This is a genomic window from Lachnospiraceae bacterium, from assembly GCA_025758065.1.
Lineage (GTDB): Bacteria > Bacillota > Clostridia > Lachnospirales > Lachnospiraceae > Enterocloster.
Genome location: CP107199.1, coordinates 2296874 through 2320369, shown reverse-complemented (window position 1 = coordinate 2320369; position 23496 = coordinate 2296874). Strand labels below are relative to the sequence as shown.

21 protein-coding genes and 1 tRNA gene are annotated in these 23496 nt (G+C 44.1%); 8 read left to right on the top strand and 14 right to left on the bottom strand.

The annotated features are described in order from the left end of the window. Positions 1-14: 14 nt before the first annotated feature. The 6 genes from OGM16_10715 to OGM16_10690 form a co-directional block, all read right to left on the bottom strand. The gene (locus OGM16_10715; protein ID UYJ45301.1) at positions 15-1157 is read right to left on the bottom strand and encodes an acyl-CoA dehydrogenase family protein; all 1143 of its coding nucleotides are present in this window, start codon (positions 1155-1157) and stop codon (positions 15-17) included. A 131-nt stretch (positions 1158-1288) separates the two neighbouring features. Next, positions 1289-2494 carry a CoA transferase gene (locus OGM16_10710; protein UYJ45300.1) on the bottom strand — a complete coding sequence of 402 codons (1206 nt, stop codon included), beginning with the start codon at positions 2492-2494 and terminating at the stop codon, positions 1289-1291. 33 nt (positions 2495-2527) lie between these two features. After that, on the bottom strand, positions 2528-3502 hold the full coding sequence (locus OGM16_10705) for a nitronate monooxygenase (GenBank protein UYJ45299.1): 975 nt from the start codon (positions 3500-3502) through the stop codon (positions 2528-2530). Between the two features lie 161 nt (positions 3503-3663). Beyond that, positions 3664-4878: a CoA transferase gene (locus OGM16_10700; GenBank protein UYJ45298.1), complete on the bottom strand. Its 1215-nt coding sequence runs from the start codon at positions 4876-4878 to the stop codon at positions 3664-3666. A 79-nt stretch (positions 4879-4957) separates the two neighbouring features. After that, positions 4958-6259 (bottom strand): hypothetical protein, encoded by a 1302-nt coding sequence (locus tag OGM16_10695; GenBank protein UYJ45297.1) that lies wholly within the window; start codon positions 6257-6259, stop codon positions 4958-4960. After that, positions 6256-6972, bottom strand: coding sequence for a flavin reductase family protein (locus OGM16_10690; protein UYJ45296.1), 717 nt, complete (start codon positions 6970-6972; stop codon positions 6256-6258). The genes OGM16_10695 and OGM16_10690 overlap by 4 nt, the downstream gene beginning before the upstream one ends. Before the next feature lie 337 nt (positions 6973-7309). On the opposite strand from OGM16_10690, the gene OGM16_10685 reads away from it, so the two are divergent. Beyond that, complete coding sequence (locus OGM16_10685; GenBank protein UYJ45295.1) at positions 7310-8545, top strand: CoA transferase; 1236 nt, start codon at positions 7310-7312, stop codon at positions 8543-8545. Positions 8546-8619: 74 nt separating this feature from the next. On the opposite strand, the gene OGM16_10680 is transcribed toward OGM16_10685, so the two are convergent. The 4 genes from OGM16_10680 to OGM16_10665 form a co-directional block, all read right to left on the bottom strand. Then, entirely contained in the window at positions 8620-8955 is a 336-nt protein-coding gene (locus OGM16_10680; protein ID UYJ45294.1) for a type II toxin-antitoxin system RelE/ParE family toxin, read from the bottom strand. Next, positions 8956-9252, bottom strand: coding sequence for a type II toxin-antitoxin system RelB/DinJ family antitoxin (locus OGM16_10675; GenBank protein UYJ45293.1), 297 nt, complete (start codon positions 9250-9252; stop codon positions 8956-8958). Positions 9253-9386: 134 nt separating this feature from the next. Beyond that, positions 9387-10247 carry a MaoC/PaaZ C-terminal domain-containing protein gene (locus OGM16_10670; GenBank protein UYJ45292.1) on the bottom strand — a complete coding sequence of 287 codons (861 nt, stop codon included), beginning with the start codon at positions 10245-10247 and terminating at the stop codon, positions 9387-9389. A 137-nt stretch (positions 10248-10384) separates the two neighbouring features. Continuing rightward, positions 10385-11611 (bottom strand): acyl-CoA dehydrogenase family protein, encoded by a 1227-nt coding sequence (locus OGM16_10665; GenBank protein ID UYJ45291.1) that lies wholly within the window; start codon positions 11609-11611, stop codon positions 10385-10387. A 301-nt stretch (positions 11612-11912) separates the two neighbouring features. On the opposite strand from OGM16_10665, the gene OGM16_10660 reads away from it, so the two are divergent. Beyond that, positions 11913-13535: a helix-turn-helix domain-containing protein gene (locus tag OGM16_10660; protein UYJ45290.1), complete on the top strand. Its 1623-nt coding sequence runs from the start codon at positions 11913-11915 to the stop codon at positions 13533-13535. Between the two features lie 8 nt (positions 13536-13543). On the opposite strand, the gene OGM16_10655 is transcribed toward OGM16_10660, so the two are convergent. From OGM16_10655 to OGM16_10645, 3 genes are read right to left on the bottom strand one after another with little or no spacing between them, the layout of a single operon-like run. Continuing rightward, positions 13544-14548, bottom strand: coding sequence for an electron transfer flavoprotein subunit alpha/FixB family protein (locus OGM16_10655; protein UYJ45289.1), 1005 nt, complete (start codon positions 14546-14548; stop codon positions 13544-13546). Positions 14549-14562: 14 nt separating this feature from the next. Beyond that, entirely contained in the window at positions 14563-15369 is an 807-nt protein-coding gene (locus OGM16_10650; GenBank protein ID UYJ45288.1) for an electron transfer flavoprotein subunit beta/FixA family protein, read from the bottom strand. Positions 15370-15421: 52 nt separating this feature from the next. Continuing rightward, entirely contained in the window at positions 15422-16201 is a 780-nt protein-coding gene (locus OGM16_10645) for an enoyl-CoA hydratase-related protein (protein ID UYJ45287.1), read from the bottom strand. 430 nt (positions 16202-16631) lie between these two features. Here OGM16_10645 and OGM16_10640 point away from each other — a divergent pair, with 430 nt between their 5' ends. From OGM16_10640 to OGM16_10615, 6 genes are all read left to right on the top strand, one after another. Continuing rightward, positions 16632-17795, top strand: coding sequence for a CoA transferase (locus tag OGM16_10640; GenBank protein UYJ45286.1), 1164 nt, complete (start codon positions 16632-16634; stop codon positions 17793-17795). Positions 17796-17860: 65 nt separating this feature from the next. Next, positions 17861-18655 (top strand): enoyl-CoA hydratase/isomerase family protein, encoded by a 795-nt coding sequence (locus tag OGM16_10635; GenBank protein UYJ45285.1) that lies wholly within the window; start codon positions 17861-17863, stop codon positions 18653-18655. 546 nt (positions 18656-19201) lie between these two features. After that, the gene (locus OGM16_10630) at positions 19202-20596 is read left to right on the top strand and encodes an MATE family efflux transporter (GenBank protein ID UYJ45284.1); all 1395 of its coding nucleotides are present in this window, start codon (positions 19202-19204) and stop codon (positions 20594-20596) included. A 142-nt stretch (positions 20597-20738) separates the two neighbouring features. Then, positions 20739-20810, top strand: a tRNA-Glu gene (locus OGM16_10625). Between the two features lie 80 nt (positions 20811-20890). Further along, positions 20891-21265 (top strand): ATP-binding cassette domain-containing protein, encoded by a 375-nt coding sequence (locus OGM16_10620; protein ID UYJ45283.1) that lies wholly within the window; start codon positions 20891-20893, stop codon positions 21263-21265. Positions 21266-21317: 52 nt separating this feature from the next. After that, positions 21318-22088, top strand: a complete 771-nt coding sequence (locus OGM16_10615) for a DUF364 domain-containing protein (GenBank protein ID UYJ45282.1) — start codon at positions 21318-21320, stop codon at positions 22086-22088. Between the two features lie 938 nt (positions 22089-23026). Here OGM16_10615 and smpB read toward each other — a convergent pair. Continuing rightward, on the bottom strand, positions 23027-23494 hold the full coding sequence (gene smpB / locus OGM16_10610; GenBank protein UYJ48440.1) for an SsrA-binding protein SmpB: 468 nt from the start codon (positions 23492-23494) through the stop codon (positions 23027-23029). Between the last annotated feature and the right edge of the window lie 2 nt (positions 23495-23496).

Genomic DNA, 23496 nt, shown 5'->3' with positions numbered 1-23496 from the left:
AACCTGTTAGTTTTTTATCGCAGTAAAGACTTGGCAATAACCACTCTCTGGATCTCGTTGGTTCCCTCAATAATACGGTTCACACGGGCATCACGATACAACTTGGAGATCAGATATTCATCGCAAAGACCATATCCACCAAAAATCTGCAGTGCGTCATCTGTGATCTTTCCATATGCCTCTGTTACAAAGCATTTAGCAATAGATGCTTCTTTATTGCAAGGTTTTCCCTGGTCAAGAAGCATGGTAGCATTGTAAACCAGTCCACGGCCAGCCTGGATCAGCATTTCCATGTTGGCGATTTTTTCCTGGATCATCTGTTTTGCACAGATCGGCTTGCCAAAAGCAACTCTTTCCTTTGAATACTGGATAGCCAGATCTCTTGCTAACTGGCATGCACCAAGGCTGGAGGCTGCGATGATCGGTCTGGAAGCAGTAAGGACCTTCATGGCATTGGCAAAGCCGCCTTCTTCTGTTCCGATCAGATTAAATGCCGGGATCTCAACATTGTCAAAAATAACCTCAGCTGTATTAGAAAGACGCATACCGATCTTTTCGATCTTCTTTCCTACAGTAACACCTGGACGGTCTTTTTCTACAATGAACGTAGCCAGTCCCTTAGAGCCCTTAGATGGATCCAGTGTTGCCACTACCAGAAATACACTTGCTAAAGAAGCATTGGTAATGAACATTTTTGTTCCGTTAATAACATAACTATCACCTTTTCGCACAGCAGTAGTACGTACAGCAGCACTGTCAGAACCTGCATCAGGCTCAGTCAGGCAGAAAGAGCTTAAATATCCCTTCTGGAGCAGACTGGAATAATACTGCTTCTGCTCTTCATTTCCTGCTGCCATAACGATCTTTCCGCCCATGCTGGTTACATTGAACATACCCATAAAGGTACTTTCAACTTTTGCGCCTTCCTCGATCATCATAGCTGCAGTTGTGGTGTCCAGTCCCATGCCGCCGTACTCTTCCGGTACCTGCAGCATGTGCAGTCCCATTTCAATACCCTGTTCTATGATCTCCTGTGGATAATGACCTTCTTTTTCCCATTCCAGTACATGTGGCTTGATCTCTTTGGTCATAAAGTCACGGATCAGCTCTACCAGGCTCTGCTGCTCTTCTGTTATATTAAATAATCCATTCTGCATATGGTTGATCTCCTTACTTTTAATCTCCGATGTAAAATCTGACACAAAACTTTGCTTACAGGTAAGCCTGCCGTAAGTTCTGTGCCAGATTTTCCACTATTTTGAAAACTATATTTTCACTGTTCTGAAAACTATAAATTCTGGTGCGGCCAGCGCTCTTCCAGTTCTTTGATTTTTTCTTCGCTGTAGCCTAATTCCTTAAACAACTCCACATTCTGCTCACCCAGTAATGGTGCTCTCTTAAACTCAGGTGATGTCTTTGACATGCTGCAGTTACCGGTTCTTGTATAGAAGGTCTTCATTTTCATATCCGGCATAGTAGGTGCTTCTGAAATCCAGCCATTTTCACGGAAATCTTTGTTGGACCATGCCTGATACTCATCCTGAACCTTACAGCATGGGATACCGGCAGCATCTAAAGCTGCAAGTGCCTCGTCCTGTCCAGAGAAACTGTTAGTCAGCCATTCGTTAAATAATGGGATCAGAACCTTCTGATGACGTGCTCTGTCACCAACCTCCTGATATTCAGGGTCTTCCTTCCACTCAGGTCTTCCCATCAGGTCACATAAGCTGTCCCAGATACGCTTTCCGGAAGCTGCCATAACGATATCACCGTCCTTGCAGTGGAATACGCCATATGGACACATAGTAGGATGATGATTTCCCTGACGTTTGCTCATGCGCTCTTTGCCCAGATTACAATGGATCAGAGGGGTGTTCATATATAACAGGGAACGAAGTAAGGATACATCTACATACTGGCCTTCTCCTGTATCTTTCCAATGATATAAAGCAGTCATGGTGCTTGCAAACATATTTAAAGCACCAACCATATCTCCCAATGGGATGCCGCTTTTCTGGGGTGCCCCGTCTGCTTCACCTGTAACACTCATGATACCGGACATTGCCTGCGCAATAATATCATATCCAGGCTTGGAAACAAGTCGTCCTGTCTGTCCATAAGTGGTAAGGGAAACATATACCATATCCGGTTTGACCTTGCATACACTTTCATAATCCAGACCAAATTTCTTCATGGTTCCGGGACGGAAATTCTCTAAGATCACCTGTGCAGTAGGGATCAGTTTCTTTACCAGCTCCAGTCCCTCCGGATCCTTCATATCCACTGCCAGTGATTTCTTTCCACGGTTGAACCAGCAGTATGTAAGGCTTTCACCGTCTACCATAGGCGGAAATTTTCTGCCGTCTTCTCCTCTTCCCGGACGTTCAATTTTAATAACTTCTGCGCCGTAATCAGCTAACATTGCTGCTGCAGTAGGTCCTGCTGCCATTGTTGTAAAATCCAGAACGCGGATTCCTTCCAGTGCTTTTCCCATATTTATCTTCTTCCTTTCCAAATCTTACATTTTTTATAAACCAAGGCTGTTTAAACGTTTTAAACCATCTTCTGCCTCTGCCATAATGGAGTCAATGATCTCCTTGCAGCTTTCTACGTCATGGATCAGGCCAACAGCCGGTCCAATGGCGAACATACCGCCATCTACATTTCCATCCGCATAAGCGGCTTTGCCAAGTTTTCCTGATATAACAGGCATCAGTTCCTGTAAGGTAGCTCCCTTTGCCTCTAACTCCAGACACTTTCTTGCTGCTTCATTATTTGCAACGCGGACCATGTTCTTAATAGATTTCTGACAAAGAACAGTCTGGTTCTCATTTGCATTTACGATCCAGTTTTTATGATTTTCAGAGATCCAGCATTCCCTGCTTGCTACAAAACGTGTTCCCATTACAACGCCTTCGCATCCAAGGCTTAATGCTGCCAGTAAGCCTCTGCCATCTGCAATACCGCCTGCTGCCAGTACAGGAACCTTTACTTCTCTTGCTGTGCGGTTTGCCAGTACCATAGTTCCCACACCATCTGTATGAGGATGTCCTGCTACCTCAAAGCCAGCCATGGTGATAAGGTCTGCACCCATGCTCTCTGCTTTCTTTGCATGCTTTACACAGGCTGCTTTATGGATCCATTTCACCTGATCCTTATGGGCATTTAATACATCTGCCAGCTCCTGAGGGCTCGCACCAGCTGTTTCTACTGCTGTTACTCCTTCTTCCAGGATCACCTTAACCTGGTCAAAAAGCTCCTGTCCCGGATGGAGACTTGGGATTAGGGAAATATTTACTGCAAATGGTTTATCTGTTTTTGCCTTTACTTCTTTAATGGCCTTTCTTAAATCTTCCGGATCCGGATAAATAGTTACATTGATGGTTCCAAGACCGCCTGCCTCTGATACGGCAGCTGCCAGTTCAGGAACTCCCAGATGCTGCATTCCCCCCTGCATGATCGGATATTGGATCCCTAAAAGTTCTGTCATTCTTGTTTTCATTGATCTGCCTCTCCTTTACTTTATGTACACACGGTTTTCCCGCATGGAATTATAAGCTTGTTATTAAAATAACATTTAAACCGCTGTAATGATACAGCGGTTCATACAATTTTTTTATAGACACTCTCTTGAAAGTAATGGTTATATTAACCAAAGGATTTTCACGGATGCTGTTTTACAGCTTTTGCTTCTTTTAAACGGAGGATCGCTTCTTCTGAGTAACCATACTGTTTTAAGATCTCATCTGTATGTTCTCCCATCTGCGGCCCCCGTCCAGTGCCTGTTTCATCCATATTTCTCATATGTACCGGCAGCATGGCCATCATAAAAGAATGCCCATTTTCATAAATATGTTCCTTTACAAAGCCGTTTGCCACAGCCTGAGGATCTGCTGCCAGCTCCCTGTAATGACGCATACGGTCAAAGACGATATCTCTTTCTCTTAATCTGGCAGCGATCTCATCATAGTCAAACTGACTAAAAGCTTGTTCCAGAAGCGGGATCAGCTGGGCTCTGTTTCTGGAGATCAGGGCCGCATTTTTAAACCGCTCGTCCTCTGCCAGCTCCGGCACATTCAGCGCCTCTGCCAGCGGCTTCCAGTACCGGTCATGCTGGGTAACAGCCAGATGGAGCCATTCTCCGTCTTTACATTTATAAAAAGTGTACAGAGCTCCCATTTCAGATCTCTTTTTCGGATAATGATATCCGTACTGTTCAAAGGCTGACATAGTACCGCAAAGCCACACTGCATTGCCAAAAAGGGATGTCTCTACAAAATCGCCCATTCCGGTACGTTCTCTATTTAAAAGAGCAGCACAGATACCGCCAAACAAAGCAGCTCCTGTAGCTCCATCTCCTACGCAGCCCGGTGCGCTTGCAGGATAACCCCCAGGTTCTGCCATATCTGCCAGCATGCCGGATCTTGAAAAGAAAGCAACGCCGTCATATCCCGGTGCATCTACATCCGGCCCGGTCTGTCCATATCCTGTTACCAGGCCGTAGATCAGCTTTGGAAAACGATCCTTTAAAGAATCATAATCCAGGCCAGCTCTTACCAGGGATTTTAAACGGTTATTCGTAATAAATACATCCGCCTCACCAAGAAGACGCAGCAGGATCTCCTTACCTTCCGGTGTCTTGGTATCTAACTGAATATCTCTTTTTCCCAGATTATAAAGGTCGAAAAGAGGATTTTCCTCATCTGCAACAGGAAGCCCGCAGTTTACGCCGTAAAAACGCCATGGATCACCTGCAGTGCTTTCCACGCGGATCACATCCGCTCCCATTTCTGCCAGCATTCTCCCTGCTGCAGGCGCAGCCACAAAACTGGCCAGCTCAACTACTTTGATCCCTTCTAAGGGTTTATGTACGCTCATGATCTTTCCTCCTGGTCATAAAATGTTCTCTCTGGATATCTCAGAATCTCTCTTTTCATCTCTTTATAAAGCTTACCGGTCAGACAATCCCCATTTTAATGCATAAAATGGCTGCAAACAAAGTAATAAAACCTGGTATATAAGTAGACAGCATATACATTTTCAGGCACTCTGCATATGGCATGCGAAGCACTGCTGCTGCATTAGGTATTCCTGCATTATGAGGTGCAATACTGGTAAAAGAGGTAAGCATCATCATGCGGTGGGCATTACCTGCGCTAAGTCCTGCCAGTGTGTACTGCTCCAGCATATGGGATCCGAACGCGGGGATGGGAGCTGCCACAGATGCCATGATAAAGGCCGCTAAAAGTCCCATAAGGCTTCCGCTCATAAGATGTGGCAATGCAGACAGCATGTTCTGAAAATAAGTAAATCCTTCTATGTTTTTCACCACTGTACCAATAGCATACGTAGCGGAAACACTTAAAATAGGACCATAGGCAGCAGTGATCCCCTGTGACAAACTGATCTTTAACTTTGGCAGCAGGTTCCTGTGTCCCGTAATGATGGTCAGGATACAGCCTGCAAACAGTGCTTTTACTACATATATCTGGAAAACAGCGCTCATCACCAGTACCACCGCTAACGGAAGGATACTTGGAAGTAGTCCCGGAAGACAGTCCTCTGATAGGCCCTCATCCAGGTTCGCCATGCGGATTCCTTCACCAGAAGGCAGAAAGGCTTCTCCCTTTTTCTGTGTTACTTTTAACATGATCCACAAAAACATGAGAGAAACTGCCCAGAAAACCACTACAGAAATAACAGAAAGCTTCCAGCCCGCCATGGTAGTAGTGCCGCAGATATCCGTGGCATATACGTTTCCCGCCTGAATAGAACCTGCCAGATAAGCAGCACTTACAGTCTGAGCCCCGGCGCAGCAGTACAGCCGCCATGGTGTATCCGTTTCCTCATAAATGGTTTTTGCAATAGGAAGTACAGTAAATACCACTACAAAACCGGAAATTCCCACATAGCATAAGATAAAATACAGCACCGGAACCAAAATCACACAGAAAAACTTCTGGTTATTTCTGCTTTTTTTGATCAGCCCCGATAATGATAATGCGATTTTTTTTGCATTTCCCCCGTCACTCATCAGCTTTCCCATAAGGGCACTTAAGAAAAACAGGAGGAAATAGCTCTGTAAGAAACCTGCCAGTCCCGGCAGATAAAATTCCCTTAAACCATCCAGAATACCGATCCCTGAAAAAACAAACATAAGACAGCTACTGGCAACTGCTGACAAGATCAGGTTAAAGCCTTTAAATGCCAGCACCACAAACAGCAAAAGTCCCAGTATCATTCCTACAAAGCTGATCATAAGCTGTTTTCCCTTCTGTCTTTTTCAAGATCAGCCTCATTGGGCTTTCTGCCTTCCATGGCTGCCATTCGGGCTGCACTGACGCCTGGAACCTTCATTGCAAAGGTATCTTCCATTACCCCATAATCCCAGTATCCTGCTCTGCCAAGAAGACGCAGCTTTTTATAATCCAGTTTTCCGTTTGGAAGGATGATATCATCTGCCACATGGATCTCTACTACTTTTCCAATGATCAGATCCACAGTACCTTTTCCTCCTGCCATAGTACCAGGAATACGGATGGTCTGCATGTATTCACACTCAAACTGGATCGGAGATTCTGCCACGCGCTTGGCTGCTACCCTTATGGAATCTGCCTTATGCAGTCCCGCTTTTTCAAATTCATCCTCTTCCGGCGCAAAACCGCTGGCTGTAATATTCATCTGCTCCTTCAGATCATAGGGTACTGCATTGTATACAAAACAGCCTGTAGCTTCAATATTGTTTACAGTATCCTTACGGTGTACATGATCCGGCTCGTCTCCCCCCTGGTTAATAGCGATCATAACCATAGGCGGGTCATAGGAAAGATTCTGGAACTGGCTGAATGGTGCCAGGTTGTGGATCCCGTCCCTGCTTACAGTGGAGATCCAGCCAATCGGTCTTGGAGCTACACATGCCTTAAATGGATTTAATGCCATAGGGCATTGTTCGTTTTGTGGTGAATAATGCATAAATATGTCCCCCTTTACATGATTTACTATTCATACTTTTACGATACTTCTTATGACCATCCGCCTGACAGATGACCAGCACTTTTGTACCCTTTTATCTGTTGTATCTAAGATACCAAAATTCCCTATTTTCCAACAACTGCAATTCATACAAAAAAGGTCATGCCAAAGTCCGTTTATTTTTAGACAATCTGGTTAAAACAACCACAATTTCTCACCCATGCTCTCTTTACTTTCGTAATCCATTCCATAGGATTTCTCTTTTGGGATTGATATTATATAGACAAAGAAACTAAAACAAAATACAAAATAAAATTAATGTAATGGAGGAATGCATATGGAACAATATAAACCATTAAAAGGCGTCAAAGTGGTGGAATTATCTCTTATGGTAGCTTCTGCCAGCTGCGGACGTATGATGGCTGACTGGGGTGCAGACGTTATCAAGCTGGAAAACACAAAAGGCGGTGACAATTTCCGTAAATGGCCGCTGTCCATCGGTGCTCCTGCAGATGATGATTTCGACCCGATCTTTGACAACTTAAACGCCAACAAGCGTGCTGTCAGCATTGACACCAGGACCAAAGAGGGCCAGGAGATCGTATACCGCCTGTTAGAAGATGCCGATGTATTCTTAACCAATTTAAGAACAGAAGCACTGAGCAAACAGGGCCTTGATTACGACACTTTAAAAGGAAAATTTCCTAAACTGGTCATGTGCCAGTTAGACGGCTATGGTCCAAAGGGCGAAGAAGCCGGAAGACCTGGTTATGACAACACTGCATTCTGGGCAAGAGGCGGCTTCATGTACAGCCAGGCTGTATATGGAGACAGCAATGATACCTATCCTGTTTATATGCCTATGGGCTTTGGTGATACCACCTGTGCTCTTGGTATGATGGCTGCCACAGTTTCCGCTGTTTTAAGTGCAAGACAGACAGGAAAAGGCGACCGTGTTTCCTTAAGCCTTTACGGAACTGCAGCATGGCTGGCAAACATCCTTGTTTCCGGTTCCCAGTATGGTTTTAAAATGCCAAAACGCAGAGAAAATTCCAGTCCCTTTGGTGCTCCTTTCAAATGCAGCGACGGACGCTGGTTCATGCCTCAGGTTGTTGTATTTAACAGGGATACTCCCCTTTTCTATCACCTTCTTGGTGCAGACGATATGATAGATGATCCCCGTTATGCTACCAGGGCACAGTTTAATGATGTAAATATCTGCCGTCCTGTTATCGAGCGTTTTGAGAAGATCTTCGCTACAAAAACTGCCAAAGAATGGTATGACATGTTCAGCGCAGAAGGCCTCTGCTGTGAGATCTTAGCCCGTTACGAAGATGTCCTTACGGATCCACAGGCAATTGCAAATGATTTCGTCTACAAGATGAAATACGACAATGGCCAGGAAGCAACTCTGGTACGCACCTGCCTGCGCAGCGAACGCATGGGAACCCCGGAATTTAACCGCGGACCGATGCTTGGTGAACACACTGTATCTATCCTGAAAGAAGCCGGATATTCTGATGAAGAAATTGAGAAATATCTGTCTGAAGGGATCATCCGTCAGCATGACTGATCTGTTTACAACAAAACTCCCAGAGAGATCTCTATCTCACTGGGAGTTTCATAAATTAAAGATTTTTAATTCTGTTAATCATTTAGACGCATTCTTTTCAATGCTTTGAGCTGATCACGTTTTGCATAAATCACATTCAAAATATACACCTTACCAGAGGAATCGTCTGCTCTGTAATAGATATAAAAATTTTTGGCGCTAATTTTTCTCACACCTCTTGAATGCCAAGGCTCACGTTTTATGGGAGTAATGCTTGAAGCCATATACGTCAACTTTTGTATTGCGCTGCGAATTGCACGAATGTAATTTAGCGCTACTTCCGGGACTAACAACGTATATGCAATGTAATCCCTGATTTCAATAAGGTCAGATTCTGCATCTGGCGTAATAATAATTTCATAGGAGTCCACTTATTTAAGACTCCTTTCCAGGTCATCAAATACTTCATTCATTGACCGACCTTCACCAGCAAGTGACTGTGCATAGCTATGTTGAAGTTTTTTATCAAGCTCAACATTAGTCATTACATCAATGGTTCGAGGTTCTGAAGGAATCGTTAATGAAAATGGAACTCCATGGTGATAAATGATCTGACGGTAAAGAGAATTGATCACAACAGAGACTGGAACTCCCAGTTTCTGAAGAATTTCTTCTGCTTCAATCTTTACATTATTTTCAACGCGAGCGCTTACAGTTGAATCTTTCATTTTAAACACCTCCTGTTAATCATATTGTAATTCATTGTATTGCAAATTACAAGACATTTTACTTTTGCATAAAACAAAACTCCAGGATTTTCATTCTCTGGAGTTCTGTTTTTCTCAATTCTTTATTAAATTTTTTATTTCCAGGTCATCCGTCCATAATCTAGGATTGCTTTTCCATCACTGTCTTTTACCATACGGAACAATGCTTCATTTTCCCCTGTTTTCCATACACAAAGGGTAAAATGATCTCCCGGCAGTGCTACTGCTCGGAACTGGTTCTCAATGGATACCATGCGCTCCGGCTCTCCTGGAAATAATGCACCGATCATCATACGGCAGGCATAGCCTAAACTGCAAAGTCCATGAACAATAGGACGGTCAAAACCAGCCTTTTTCGCAAATGCAGGATCCGCATGGAGAGGATAAGTATCACCTGTCAGACGATACAATAATGGCACATTCTCCGGATATGCATCCTTGATCTGATAATCTGCTTCTCTTTCCGGGATCACTACACTGCTGTGAGGTACCTTCGGCCCGCCAAAACCACCGGCCCAGCGGTTTAAATAGCCCATGGTATTGGTAAATACCGGCTCTCCAGCTCCATCTTTTGCAATAATATCTACGTTGATCTTAGCTCCTTTTCCTTCTCCCCGGTCATATACAGCACTGATCACCTTTTCCAGATGAAGTTTTCCTTCTTTTGGGATAGGCTTGTGGATCACCAGCTTATGATCCATATGTAAAGTACCGTCAGAACGCAGTCCCTCGATCTTCTTTGTAGGCATTAACGGCTGCTCTGAATATGGCTCTGTTCCAAAGGTAGCTGTACATGGGATCACACCAAAGGTGGGGACTGCCTTTAAGTCCCTTTCATAAACATATTCCAGCTCTTCCTGCTTTGCCCCAACACTTAAATTATAAAGGATCAGATCTCTCCAGGTATAGGAAAAATCCTGTTCTACGGATAAACCAACTGCAGACTCATCTAACATAAAAGTAACCTCCTCATCTCAAAAATGGCCTCTTAAAAAGATATTCTCCTGAAAAATATTGTCCTGAACATAAAGGCTGCTGCAAAACATTTTTCCTATTTTGCGGCAGCCTCACTTTCATTTATGTATCCTGAGCATTATTTAATTTTGTTCTTACGGATCACATTGCCGCTGATAACTACTCTCTGGATCTCATTGGTTCCCTCAAAGATCTGGAAGATCTTCGCATCACGCATCAGCTTCTCAACCGGGTAATCACGCATATATCCGTATCCGCCTAAGATCTGAACTGCTTCTGTAGTAACACGGTTTAATGCATCTGAACAGTAGCACTTAGCGATCGGGCCTAAAGTTGCTGCTAAAGGATCACCTGCATCTAACAGTGCTGCTACCTTCATGCCGATTGCACGGCTGGTCTCAATAGCGATCTCCATATCTGCGATCTTGGAGGAAATAGCCTGGTTCTTGTAGATCGGTTTGCCCATGGTAGTACGTTCCTGGGCATATTTTACGCATACTTCCATAGCTGCCTTCATAATGCCTACACAGCCGCTTCCTACGCCTGCACGGCCCTGCTCCAGAGTCTTCATGGCAATTTTAAAGCCTTCGCCCTCTTTGCCGATCAGTGCAGATGCAGGGATATGTACATCTTCAAATAATACATCACAGGTAGCAGACTGACGGATACCCATCTTATCCTCATGCTTGCCAATGCTGATGCCTGGCAGATGTGCATCTACTAAGAACATGGTCAGTCCCTTATATCCAAGACTTCTGTCAATAGAAGCAACTACACACATAAAGTCTGCATAGCATGCGTTGGTGATAAAGCACTTACGTCCGTTCAAAACATACTCTTTTACATTTCCATCTTCATCTAAGATCTTATCAGCTGTAGTCTTGCATGCGCCTGCATCTGATCCTGCTTCCGGCTCAGTCAGGGCAAAAGCTGCAAATCCGCTGCGTTTCTTTGGCCAGCGTGGATCTCTTCCTGGCTTATCGCTTGTTAAAATTTCTACACACCATTTCTTCTGCTCTTCAGTTCCTGCGATCAGAACTGGCTTGATGCCCAGATTATTGGTTCCACATGTTAATCCAAAACCTGCATCACCATACATCAGCTCCTCACGGATCCATGCTGCAGATACATTGCTCAGTCCCTGGCCGCCGTACTCTGCCGGCAGGTCTGCACATACAAGTCCCATTTCAAATGCCTTGTTGTAAGCATCCCAGTCCAGTTCGCCGGAAATATCGTGCTCTGCTGCCTTTGGACGAACCTCCTTTAAAACGAAGTCATGGACCATATCCACGATTTCCTTATCCTCACCTGTTAATACCAATCCTGCTGCCGCTGTATCCAGCATACGATTACCACCTTTCTCCTTGAATATTTTATGGACTCCAAAAACCCGGTTGTAAACTGCGTTCCAGGAGCATGTTTGTATTTCATATCTCTATGTGAATATAATAACAGATTTCCTTCATTCCTCACACGTTTACACCTACAAAAAAGGGGTGTTTCAAAATATGCTGTTGTGGTCAAAATAACCATGAAATTTTGCACATTTTCTGCTATACTGTATTTGTTGTATTCTGTCCTCATGAGATTATGGGGTATTTTACACACATTATCATTGTTAATTTATTTACGAAAGGGGATTTACCATGAAGCTGGCTCAGTGTATTATTCTTGATCTTTTAAAAGACTATGATCCTGTACCCCTTCTTCCTGAAACATGTAATTTCCATTTTTCCGGTGTACAGCTTTTAGATCAGGATAATCCTACCGACGATCCATCCATCCTTTACATAGGAACAACTACCCAGATTTCTTCCTTTAATACAGAAAAATTAAAAGACTTCTGCATCATCTGTATTGGAAAAAAAGAAGACGTTTCTTCTTATATAAAAAACTATCAGGCAAATCTGATCCTGATCCCTGAAAACCATTCTCTTGCTTCCATAGTCAACACTCTTTACACCGGCTTTCACCGCATTTTAAACTGGGATGGCGAACTGCAGAATGCTATCCTCCGCAAACAGAATTACCAGTCCCTTTTCTCCATTGGCGGCCGTTTCTTTGGAAAAAATGCCATGATCATGGTCAATTCTTCCTACAATGTCATCGGCACTAACCTGTTAGAATCCCCCACCCACGAGAAGCTGGACTTTATCCTGAAAAATGGCTATTACTCTAAAGAGCTTACAGATGGTCTTGCCCAGATGGGTTATATGGCAAAAGGCTTCCAGTACAAGACTCCTACCATATTAAACCCGCCAAACTATATGAACTGCCCGATCATGGTCCTTTCCATGCATGCAGATAACGGCATTTTCCTTGGTTTTATCACTATCTACTTTATTGACAGCCAACCAACTGCCACCCAGTTTGAGCTTTTCGCCCATTTTGCCAAGCTGATCCGGTGCTATTATCTGAAAAACAGTGAAGAAAATGCTTCTACTCCAACACCTTTGGAAACCTTTATGAGTGACCTGATCAACCACACACAGGAAGACGAGGCATTTATGCAGGACAGAGCACGCACACTGCGCCTTCCATTAGATGCTTCCTACCGCCTCTGTGTGATCAAATGGGATAAATTCATCCTTCCCCAGGCTGATTATGTAAGAAACCGTTTAAGAAGCTGCTTAAAATTCCCACTGTTCCGGGTAGTCCTTTACCAGGAATCCATCCTTTTGCTGCTTCAGGGAAATATCCCCAGCTTAAAGGTCATGGAAGAAATTACTGACTCCATGGGAGAATTCAGTGAGGTATTAAAGATCTGCCACGGATATGCAGGCTTCTCCACTGCCAGCTTTCCTCTTATGAAGTTAAATATCGCTTATCAGCAGGCTCTTACTGCAGTCCGCTATGGCACCATGTTAAACCCAGATAAGGGCATTTACTTCTATTCCCATTATTATATTTATGAAATGCTGGATGAATATAAGAAACGTTATGCATTAGAGGATATGTATATCCAGAAACTGAAGGAACTGAAAAATCCTTCTGAAGAACATTATGACAATCTTTCCCTTTTACGCAACTACCTGCTTACTGAACGCAGCATCTCTTCTACTGCAAAGATCATGCACATGCACAGAAACAGTGTGATCTACCGTCTGGGAAAGATCCAGGAAATACTGGGATTTGACTTAAATGATCCAGATGTAAGGCTTCGCGTTCTGATCTCTTTTAAGATCTTAGAACTGATAGATGGCCATATAGAGCCACTGCCCTGCATCGATGGTCAGCAGGGCAGTGATTCCTTTAATTTTTATGAATGATCTTTTCTCTATGCTTTTAATTTTTTGATCTCTGCTGTCAGTGTTGGCAGTACATCAAAAAGATTTCCTACAATACCATAGTCAGCAGCTTTGAAGATAGGTGCTTCCGGGTCTTTATTAATAGCAACGATGCAGTCAGATCCGGACATACCTGCTAAATGCTGGATGGCACCTGATATACCACATGCAATGTAAAGCTTGGGTCCTACAGTCTTACCTGTCTGGCCTACCTGATGTGCATGTCCGATCCATCCGGCATCAACTGCTGCACGGGATGCACCTACGGCTCCGCCTAATACTTCTGCCAGCTCTTCGCAAAGCTTAAAGTTTTCAGGACCTCCCATTCCACGGCCGCCTGCTACGATCACTTCTGCATCTTCCAGATTTACCACACCAGCTGCTGCTTCCCTGATGGATTCTAACAGTTTAGTACGGATCTTTTCAGCCGGAACAGTCACTTCTTCTGTAATGACTTCTGCTTCCTTTCCCTCTACCGGTGTCTTCTTAAATACGCCTGGGCGTACAGTACCGATCTGAGGTCTTGTATTCGGGCACATGATCACTGCCATAAGGTTTCCGCCAAATGCAGGTCTTGTCCATGCTACATTTCCGCTTTCTGCATCATAATCCAGGCTGGTACAGTCAGCTGTCAGGCCTGTGCGCAGACGACAGGACAGTCTTGGGGCAAAATCACGGCCATTATTGGTAGCACCGATCAGGATCGCACTTGGCTGATATTTTTCAACCAGGCTTGTCATTGCATAGGTATATGCATCAAAGCTGTATTTCTCATATTCACCGCCGGATACACTGATAACCTGATCAGGTCCATATCCCTTTACCTGTTCTATAGCTTCTGCGTTGTCCTTGCCAAATACAACGGCAACTAACTTCTCACCGGACTTTTCTGCTAACATACGGCCCGGATTTAACAGCTCCAGACCTACACTTTTTGCTTTTCCTTCATCTGTTTCAATAAATACCCAGATATTTTTATTTGTAAACTCGCTCATAGCCCTCACACCTCTCAGATAATCTTAGCTTCACTCAGTAAAGCAGCCAGTTTTATAGCAGATTCACTGCCAGTCTCCTCATTGAGGATCACCGCATCCTTCGTCTGGACAGGTGTAAATGTCTTCTTAACCTTGGTAGGAGAACCATTTAGTCCCAGTCTCTCCGGTTCACATACCATATCAGGATCACTGTTGGTGATCTCCTCGATCACAGCTCTGTTCGCTGCCATTTTGCTCTTAATGGTTGGATAACGGGGATCATAAGTGGTCTTGGTCACTGTAACCAGTGCAGGTAAAGAAACCTCTACCAGATCATGTCCTTCGTCCGTGTCTCTTGTAACATGAAGCTTTCCATCTGCCATTTCTACTGCTGTAGCTAAGGTTACATGAGGCAGATCCATGTGCTCTGCGATCTCAGGCCCAACCTGTGCTGTATCACCGTCGATAGCCTGTTTTCCACAGAAGATCAGATCAAATTTCTCACCTGTCTTAGTTTCTACTGCTGCAATAGCCCTGCTTAAAATATAGCTGGTAGCCAGTGTATCAGAACCGCCAAATGCTCTGTCGGTTACTAAAAATGCCTGATCAGCGCCTACTGCCAAGCACTCCTTTAATGCATTCTTAGCCTGGGCCGGACCCATGCTGATAACAACGACTTTTCCACCTTCTTTTTCCTTTAAACGAACTGCCATTTCCAGTGCACATGCGTCAAAAGGATTGACGATACTTGGAACGCCTTCTCGGATCAATGTGTGCTTTACAGGATCGATCTTTATTTCTGTTGTATCTGGCACCTGTTTAATACAAACCAAAATATTCATACTTTCCACCTCTTATTTAACCTGCTTATTTAACTTACTTTTTTAACTTATTTTATTTGCCCTTATACTCAGGAATTCTCTTCTCTAAAAATGAACTTACGCCTTCTAACTTATCTTCTGTGCTGCACAGCGTACTGAGTGCTAACATTTCAAGAAGTTCTCCTACTTCCTGACTGGAAGACATGGATGCCTGTACCACACGTTTTGCAATGCGGATAGCAACCGGTCCCTTTGCGATCAGCTTTCCTGCCATTTTCTTTGCTTCTGCCATCAGATCATCCTTTGGCACGCATTTAGTAGCAAGTCCGATCTGTGCTGCTTCCGGTCCGCCGATCTTGCGTCCTAAAAGGATCACATCCTGGGCTCTTCCCAGTCCGATCAGTCTTGACAATCTCTGTGTCCCACCGGCTCCTGGTAAAATTCCCAGTCCAGTTTCCGGAAGTGCAAATAAAGCATCTTCTGATACAACACGGAAATCGCAGGCAATAGCTGTTTCACAGCCGCCTCCAAACGCATATCCATTTACAGCCGCGATCACAGGTTTAGAGCAATGCTGGATCAGATCCAGTGCCCTCTGCCCAGCGCCGCCTAAGCAGTCTGTAGATTTCTTTGTTTTCAGGCTGTTAAGATCAGCACCGGCAATAAATGCCTTATCTCCTGCGCCAGTTACGATAATTACCTTTACTTCATCGGCTTTGTCTGCCCATGTAAAAAACTGGTTCATCTCTGCCCATGAAAAATCATTTAATGCATTCATCTTCTCCGGCCGGTTTGCAGTAAACACTGCGATTCCCTGCTCATCGATCTCTAGCTTAAAATTCTGGTATTCCATGAAATATGAAACCTCCCTTCACATTCTACGTTCTCCCGGAGTCTTTCTATAACTTTGACCCCTCTGATACCGAATTGCTGCGTGCTTTGCACTCCCGCAATTCTAAAAACATTCGTAATCCGCTCATTTTTTTCAAAAAATGGCTTCTTACTCATGTTTTTGGCGGGTCCCAAGTTCAAATATCCTCCTGCAAGCAAGCTTGCATCGGATTTATGAACTTTTGACCCTAGTATCGTTAACATGTTATTATATTAACTATTTTTCTTTTCTATTTCATCTTCATATTTTCCAAAAATAAATTTCTTACCACTGTCCTGATTTGTACTTTTTAACCTTAATTTCCCAATACTGTTTTGTTAAAATATAAACTATCAGGGATGAGATTATAAAAATCGTTACAGCAACTAAAAATCAGGAGGTATTTATCATTATGAAACCATTGGAAGGGATTACCGTAGTAGAACTGTCTACTTATATTGCAGCCCCCTCATGCGGACGTATTCTGGCAACACAGGGAGCGCGGGTCATTAAAGTAGAATCACCATCAGGGGATGTAGAACGTAAATTTGGTCCTACCTTATTCTGTCCGGCTAATGACGAGGAAAACCCCATTTATGACACCTTAAACGGCGGAAAAGATGCCCTGATGCTGGATCTTAAGAAACCGGAAGATATGGAACGTTTCCATAAATTATTAGCAAAAGCAGATGTATTTGTTACAAACAACCGTATCCAGGCTTTAAAGAAAATGGGACTGGATTATGATTCCTTAAAAGAGCGCTATCCACAGCTGATCTATGCCATCCTGTTAGGATACGGTGAAAAAGGTCCAAAGGTCAACTTCCCTGGCTTTGATGCCATTGCCATGTTTGCTACCGGCGGTCTGATCCAGGATATGATGGTAGATGCCCCTGGAAGCTATCCGGTTTATCTGCCAATGGGCTTTGGCGACCTGATCTGCGGAACTGTTCTTGCAGGTGCCATCGGTACTGCATTATATGGAAGAGATAAGAATGGAAAAGGCGATTATGTATCCGTTTCCCTGTACGGCGCAGCTATGTGGATGTTCAGCATCATGTCCACAGGTACCCAGTTTGGCTACAAATGGCCTAGAGAGCGTTACCAGGGCGGACCTATGGGCGTTCCTTACAAAACAAAAGATAACCGCTGGATCCTTCCAGTTGTTAATGAATACGAACGTTACTGGAGACCATTCTGTCAGGCAGTGGGTGCCCAGGAGATCATCGATGATCCAAGATACTGCACCAAGCAGGCTACCTTTGACCCGAAGAACCGTGAAGACTGCATCCGCTACTTTGAAGGCTGCTTCTCTAAGCTGAACGCAGATGATGTTCTTCCAAAACTGGAAGCTGCCGATATCATTGTCAGCGAGCTGGGACATTTTAAAGATAACCACACCAGCGAACAGGCTCTTGTAAACGGATTTATGAGCCCGATCACCTATCCAAACGGTGATCAGATCACATTGGCAATGCCGCCTGTAAAAATGGGCTGCGTAGAACAGCCTCATGCTGAAAAAGCCCGCAAGATTGGCGAAGACAACGAAAAACTGTTTAAAGAGTTTGACCTGTAACAACTGGCTTTCATTTATAATGATGTTACCATCAGGTGACATGTACATTTAGAAAGGAATTTATCATGGATTACCAGTACATATTAGTAGACGTAAAAGACCGGATCGCTACTGTTACTATCAACCGTCCGGAATACAGCAATGCTTTTGCCAGAGAATCCTATTTTGAAATTGCAGATGCCATGAACACCTTAGGCGCAAGAGAAGATGTAGGCGCTATTGTTATCACAGGCGCAGGAAAACACTTCTCAGCAGGCGGCGATATCAAACGCTTTAAAATGTTAGTCGATACCGGGGCTTACTTAAAAGCCGAAGACATTGAAGCTGTCAGTGCTATGCCTATGTCTATCCGCAACTGCCCGAAACCTGTGATCGCCATGATAAACGGTGTTGCAACCGGTGCCGGATTAAGCTGCGCACTTGCCTGCGATTTCCGTATTGTAGAACCATCCAGCAAAATGATCATGGCTTTCGTAAATATGGGACTTTGCGGCGACAATGAAAGTATCTATACTCTTATGCGCTTAGTAGGACCAGACAAAGCAGAACTGATGATGATGACCGGCGATGCCTACAAGGGTGAACAGTGTGTAAAGACCGGTCTTGCAACTGTTTTAGCGGAAGATGGAAAACTGGCAGAGACCACTTATGCACTGGCTGCAAAACTGGCATCAAAATCATCCACAGCCCACGCTGGTCAGAAACGCCTGATCCGCAAATATTTCTACGGCGGCATGGAAAACTTTGCAAAAGATGAAGGCATAGAAATGGCTGCTGCTTCCCGCCAGCCTGATTTTACAGAAGCTGTCAACGCTTTTATTGAAAAAAGAATGCCTGCTTACAATCTCCCTCATAAATAGGCATAACTCTTATGTACTATCGGAATCTTTTTTTACAATCTGTTCACAATTGTTCACAAAATACTTACAATTTAGGCAAACTTTCTTCACGAATGTTTCCTATACTAAGAAATGTAAAGAGTTAATGCAATTCAACTTTTTTTCATAATACTCCGGCGGACTGGAAGATTTTCAGTCCGCCTCCTCCTTTTTAAGGTAATCTTCTCTCGGAATCTTTTCTGAAAAATTTCCCTCAAAAGTCAGCTACCGAAAATCCTGAAAATATATAGGCGATTTTGCATAAAATCTTTTTTCATATTTTCAAATCTTTGTGCACACTTTTTTCATACTCTATGCTATTATAATAGACGTAACCCCCCAATACATTATATAGTTTTTGCTACACCCCATAAGAAACGAAATACCTTCTCCTTAAAAAGACCCGTTCCCCGACGGGTCTTTTTTCTTGTCCTGATATATCCCTAAACGATTGCACATTCCCGCCTAAAAATGTTATACTGATCAATAGGTAATAAACTTAACAATTTGATCAGTGAGGTTTTACAAATGACATCTCATATCGATAATACCAATCCACTCTTTGCAGGAAAAAGCATACCAAAAATCATCATACAGCTTTCCTGGCCGGCGATCCTGGAGCAGTTTCTGATCTGCATGGCAAACCTGGCCGATACTGCCATGGTAGGCTCCATCGGACCTGCTGCTACTGCTTCCGTAGCCATCAATATCTCCTCCGTCTGGCTTATCAATGGCTTCATCACAGCCTTAAGTGCCGGTTTTTCCTATCTGGTCTCTCATGCTATCGGAGAAGGCAATAAAACTAAAGTGGAATCCGCTGTACGCCAGTCCCTTACTGCAGCCATTCTCCTTGGTTTCTTCCTTACACTCATAGTATTTTCCATCCACCAAAAGCTTCCTGTATGGCTGGGAGCTGCCCCGGAAGTGCTCCCTGGAGCAACTGCCTACATGGGTATCTTTTCCCTGGGGCTGATAGGAGAAACACTGGGAGTTGTCCTTTCTGCAGATCTGCGCTCTGCCGGAAATACCCGCATCCCCCTTGCTGCTAATCTGACCTCAAACCTGTTCAATGTGATCGGCAACTTTTTCCTCATCTATCCAAGCCGCCAGATCCATCTTCCCTTTGGAAACATATCCGTCTGGGGAGCCGGTCTTGGGGTAAAAGGCGCTGCCATTTCCACAGCCTGTTCCCAGTATCTTCTGGCAGCCATCCTTTTATGGGTAATATACCGGATCCAGACACCTGTAAAACTCACCCTGAAAGGAAACTACCGGTTTCAAAAGCCATTGCTCCATCAGTTGTTTCGTATCAGTTTTCCTGTCATGATAGAACGCAGCACCCTATGTATGGGTCAGGTAGCCCTCACAGCCATGATCTCCGGTCTTGGTACCTTACCTCTGGCTGCCCACTACCTTACCAACCAGACCGAAGGACTTCTCTATCTGCCCGCATATGGCTTTTCCTTCTCTGCTACTGCCCTGATCGGCCAGTCCTTAGGAGCAGGTGATAAAAAACTAGCTAAACGTTTTGCAAAAGATATCTGCCTGATCAGTGCAGCTGTCATTCTGGCAGCCTGCATACCTGTATACATCCTGTCCGGCTCCATCATCCACCTGTTTACAAATGACCCACAGGTGATCGATCTTGGCCGCATCACACTCCGCATCGCAGCTGCTACAGAGATTTTCTTCAGCTTCACCGTTATGGCCGGCGGCATCTGCCGCGGTTCCGGTGACGTAAACTTCTCCCTTATGGTAAGTCTCATCGGCATGTGGGGCTTCCGCATCGGAATGGTCTGGATCGCCACCCATGTATTAGGCCTTGGCGTAACCGGCGTATGGGCCGCTATCGGGATCGACTGCTTCATCCGCGCCTGTCTCTTTGCGGCCCGCCTTATCAGTGGAAAATGGATCCATGAATAAAGTCGCCAAAACAGGCTAAGATCAATGCCCAAAAATTTACTCAAAAAAACTTTCAACTTTTTTCAAAAAATATTTGACAAAACCATCCGGTCGTGCTATCATATACAAGTCAGTGGCAAACAGACAGAACAAAACAGCATAAGGCCTGATGGTCAAGCGGTCAAGACGACGCCCTCTCACGGCGTAAACCCGGGTTCGATTCCCGGTCAGGTCATCAAAAAGCAAGTAGAAATCTGCTTGCTTTTTTATTGTTTATTTCCACGTTTTTTATTTCCATAAGAAACCATCAGCGGTATGTTTCACGGAGATTCCGGAAATATCCTCTATGATGGCACAGATATCGCCCAGATCTCACCGGAATTGAGAAAAATCGGCCTGGTTTATCAAAGCCATGCCCTCTTTCCCTACATGAAGGTATGGGAAAATATTGCCTATGGTTTAAAAATGCGGGGCGCATCCAAAGAAGAACAGCTGCAAACTGCTGACCACCTGATGGAACTGCTTTCCATCACCCATATAAAAAATCAATATCCTGGTGTTTTAAGCGGAGGCGAAAGCCAGCGGACCGCACTTGCCAGAGCACTGGCCGTAAAGCCTGATACCCTTCTGTTAGATGAACCATTTTCAGCCCTGGATCAGGCAACCAGACAAAAGCTTCAGATCTCATGACAGGCAGCTACAGTGATGAGATCGAAGCTTTCTTAGGAAAGGATAAATGAATATGAATAATAACGAATGCAGCATGCAGACTGCTTTTTATGATGATTTAAAACAACGTTTTCTGGCACTTTTAACAGAGCATGGCCTGCTTCAGGAAAAGGTATCTCTGCACACTAAGATGCTGACGCCGGAAGAAGCCATCGGTATCCCGAAGCGGAAAGATTTTCCTATCCTTTCCGGAAAAGATATTATGGTGCAGGCTGAATGCGCCGGCTGTCTGGGCCAGGCATTTACTGATGCACCGGCTGTTTTTCACGGAACCTTAGAGGAAATCTGCGCTCTGGATCTGAACACTGACTCCCACAACCGTGGCATCTTCATTGCCTCCCTGAACGCAGTGATGAAGCACCTTGGTCTCGTAGACTGTACCGTACACTGCAAAAACGATACACCTGAATTATGTGCAGCCGATGCAGTAAGCTATATCCACAGAAATTACAATAACCCGAAGATCGGACTTATAGGCTATCAGCCTGCGCTTTTTGAGCATCTTGCCGCTGAATTTGAGCTTCGCGTTGTGGACTTGAACCCGGATCATATCGGCAAAAACTGTTTTGGTGTCACAGTCGAGGACGGAAACTCTGATGAGATCCAACAGGACATATGTGACTGGGCAGATCTGGTCCTCTGTACCGGAAGCACCGTCTGCAACGGAACCATCACCCGCTATCTCCCTCTGAAGGATAAGATCCTCTTCTTCGGAACATCTCTTGCCGGAGCAGCTAAGCTTATGGATCTGCCCCGTCTTTGCTTTGCCGATAAGTATCAGTAAGCAACACATAATGGGCAATACTATTTAATATCAGGGTCAAAAGGTCAGAAATCCGATGCAAGCTTGCTTTCAGGAGGATTTTTAAACTTTGGACCCGCCATCTACCATTTTCCTGTATTACAATATCACAAATCCTCCTGCAACTGATCTTAGCCAATCCTGAAATGGAATGTGCAAAAAAGTAAAAGAACTGAGCAGACAGGCTTCTTATGATAAAGAAGCAGAAAAGAAAAACTTTTAGCTATGAGCAAAGACAATAAACTTTCAGCACGTGTTTCCAAGAGCGTTCTGATTCTTTTAGCTTTGGACAATAAAACGAATTCGGATATTGTTGACTAAGGTCCGAAAGCTACCGGTACACATGACAGATGCGCATTTGGTAGAAAATCCTTTGTTTGTGGGCTTGCGTCGCCTATTGTCAGAACTGCGAACCAAACTCGCACGCTTTGCATGCTCAAACAGTGGTTCTCCGTTCTGACGCTATGCGCGCCCACTCACGGATTTTCAAACAAATGCTTATTCTGTCATGTGTACCGGCGGCTTTCTACGTTATTGGCAATAAAAAATGTAGGAGCAAACCAATAAGCAGTTTTCATGTAGGTGGGGGATTGTATTTAAGTACGGCATTTTTTATGTGACATATTCAATACAGTAGAAAGGGCTTACCCATGTATAATAAGCATTCGGTAGGCAATTTTGTCCATTTTGTGAGCATAGCTGGTAGGTTGGAGGCACTGTTTGAGCGAACGCAGTGAGCGAGTTTGCCGGAGACCTACCTAATCGGCGGCGGAGCAAAATGGACAAAATTGCCGTGAATGCGTTTATACATGGAGGAGCCCTTTCGGACCCTATTGAACTAAATTCAAAGTTTGACTCATAAAAATGAATCAGACTTGGAAATACATTGCTTTAGAAATCAATTTGTCGGCGTACTGGGATCAATAAAGATTCTTCACCTTAAAATCTTTCTCCAGCTCTCTCCTCTGGTCCTTTTTGGCAATATCTGCTCTCTTATCATACAGCTTCTTACCTCTTGCAAGTCCAATCTGCACCTTCACCAGGCTTCCCTTAAAATAAACCTGCAGCGGCATCAGCGTATATCCCTTTTCAGCGATCTTTCCATTTAACTTCATGATCTCACACTTGTGAAGAAGCAGTTTTCTTACTCTCAAAGGATCCTTATTAAAAATATTTCCCTTCTCATAAGGGCTGATATGCATACCATACACATACACTTCCCCCTTATCGATCTTCACAAAAGCCTCTTTAATACTGCACTTGCCCATGCGGATAGATTTAACTTCCGTACCAAACAGTTCAATACCGGCTTCCCATTTATCATCAATAAAATAATCATGATACGCTTTCTTATTATTGGCGATCAGCTTAATACTTTCCTTAGAAATGA

Bases quoted from the DNA above. Each gene is read 5' to 3' on its own strand.
- OGM16_10715 (UYJ45301.1), bottom strand. From the start codon at position 1,157: ATGCAGAATGGATTATTTAATATAACAGAAGAGCAGCAGAGCCTGGTA.
- OGM16_10710 (UYJ45300.1), bottom strand. From the start codon at position 2,494: ATGGGAAAAGCACTGGAAGGAATCCGCGTTCTGGATTTTACAACAATG.
- OGM16_10705 (UYJ45299.1), bottom strand. From the start codon at position 3,502: ATGAAAACAAGAATGACAGAACTTTTAGGGATCCAATATCCGATCATG.
- OGM16_10700 (UYJ45298.1), bottom strand. From the start codon at position 4,878: ATGAGCGTACATAAACCCTTAGAAGGGATCAAAGTAGTTGAGCTGGCC.
- OGM16_10695 (UYJ45297.1), bottom strand. From the start codon at position 6,259: ATGATCAGCTTTGTAGGAATGATACTGGGACTTTTGCTGTTTGTGGTG.
- OGM16_10690 (UYJ45296.1), bottom strand. From the start codon at position 6,972: ATGCATTATTCACCACAAAACGAACAATGCCCTATGGCATTAAATCCA.
- OGM16_10685 (UYJ45295.1), top strand. From the start codon at position 7,310: ATGGAACAATATAAACCATTAAAAGGCGTCAAAGTGGTGGAATTATCT.
- OGM16_10675 (UYJ45293.1), bottom strand. From the start codon at position 9,252: ATGAAAGATTCAACTGTAAGCGCTCGCGTTGAAAATAATGTAAAGATT.
- OGM16_10670 (UYJ45292.1), bottom strand. From the start codon at position 10,247: ATGTTAGATGAGTCTGCAGTTGGTTTATCCGTAGAACAGGATTTTTCC.
- OGM16_10665 (UYJ45291.1), bottom strand. From the start codon at position 11,611: ATGCTGGATACAGCGGCAGCAGGATTGGTATTAACAGGTGAGGATAAG.
- OGM16_10660 (UYJ45290.1), top strand. From the start codon at position 11,913: ATGAAGCTGGCTCAGTGTATTATTCTTGATCTTTTAAAAGACTATGAT.
- OGM16_10655 (UYJ45289.1), bottom strand. From the start codon at position 14,548: ATGAGCGAGTTTACAAATAAAAATATCTGGGTATTTATTGAAACAGAT.
- OGM16_10650 (UYJ45288.1), bottom strand. From the start codon at position 15,369: ATGAATATTTTGGTTTGTATTAAACAGGTGCCAGATACAACAGAAATA.
- OGM16_10645 (UYJ45287.1), bottom strand. From the start codon at position 16,201: ATGGAATACCAGAATTTTAAGCTAGAGATCGATGAGCAGGGAATCGCA.
- OGM16_10640 (UYJ45286.1), top strand. From the start codon at position 16,632: ATGAAACCATTGGAAGGGATTACCGTAGTAGAACTGTCTACTTATATT.
- OGM16_10635 (UYJ45285.1), top strand. From the start codon at position 17,861: ATGGATTACCAGTACATATTAGTAGACGTAAAAGACCGGATCGCTACT.
- OGM16_10630 (UYJ45284.1), top strand. From the start codon at position 19,202: ATGACATCTCATATCGATAATACCAATCCACTCTTTGCAGGAAAAAGC.
- OGM16_10620 (UYJ45283.1), top strand. From the start codon at position 20,891: ATGTTTCACGGAGATTCCGGAAATATCCTCTATGATGGCACAGATATC.
- OGM16_10615 (UYJ45282.1), top strand. From the start codon at position 21,318: ATGAATAATAACGAATGCAGCATGCAGACTGCTTTTTATGATGATTTA.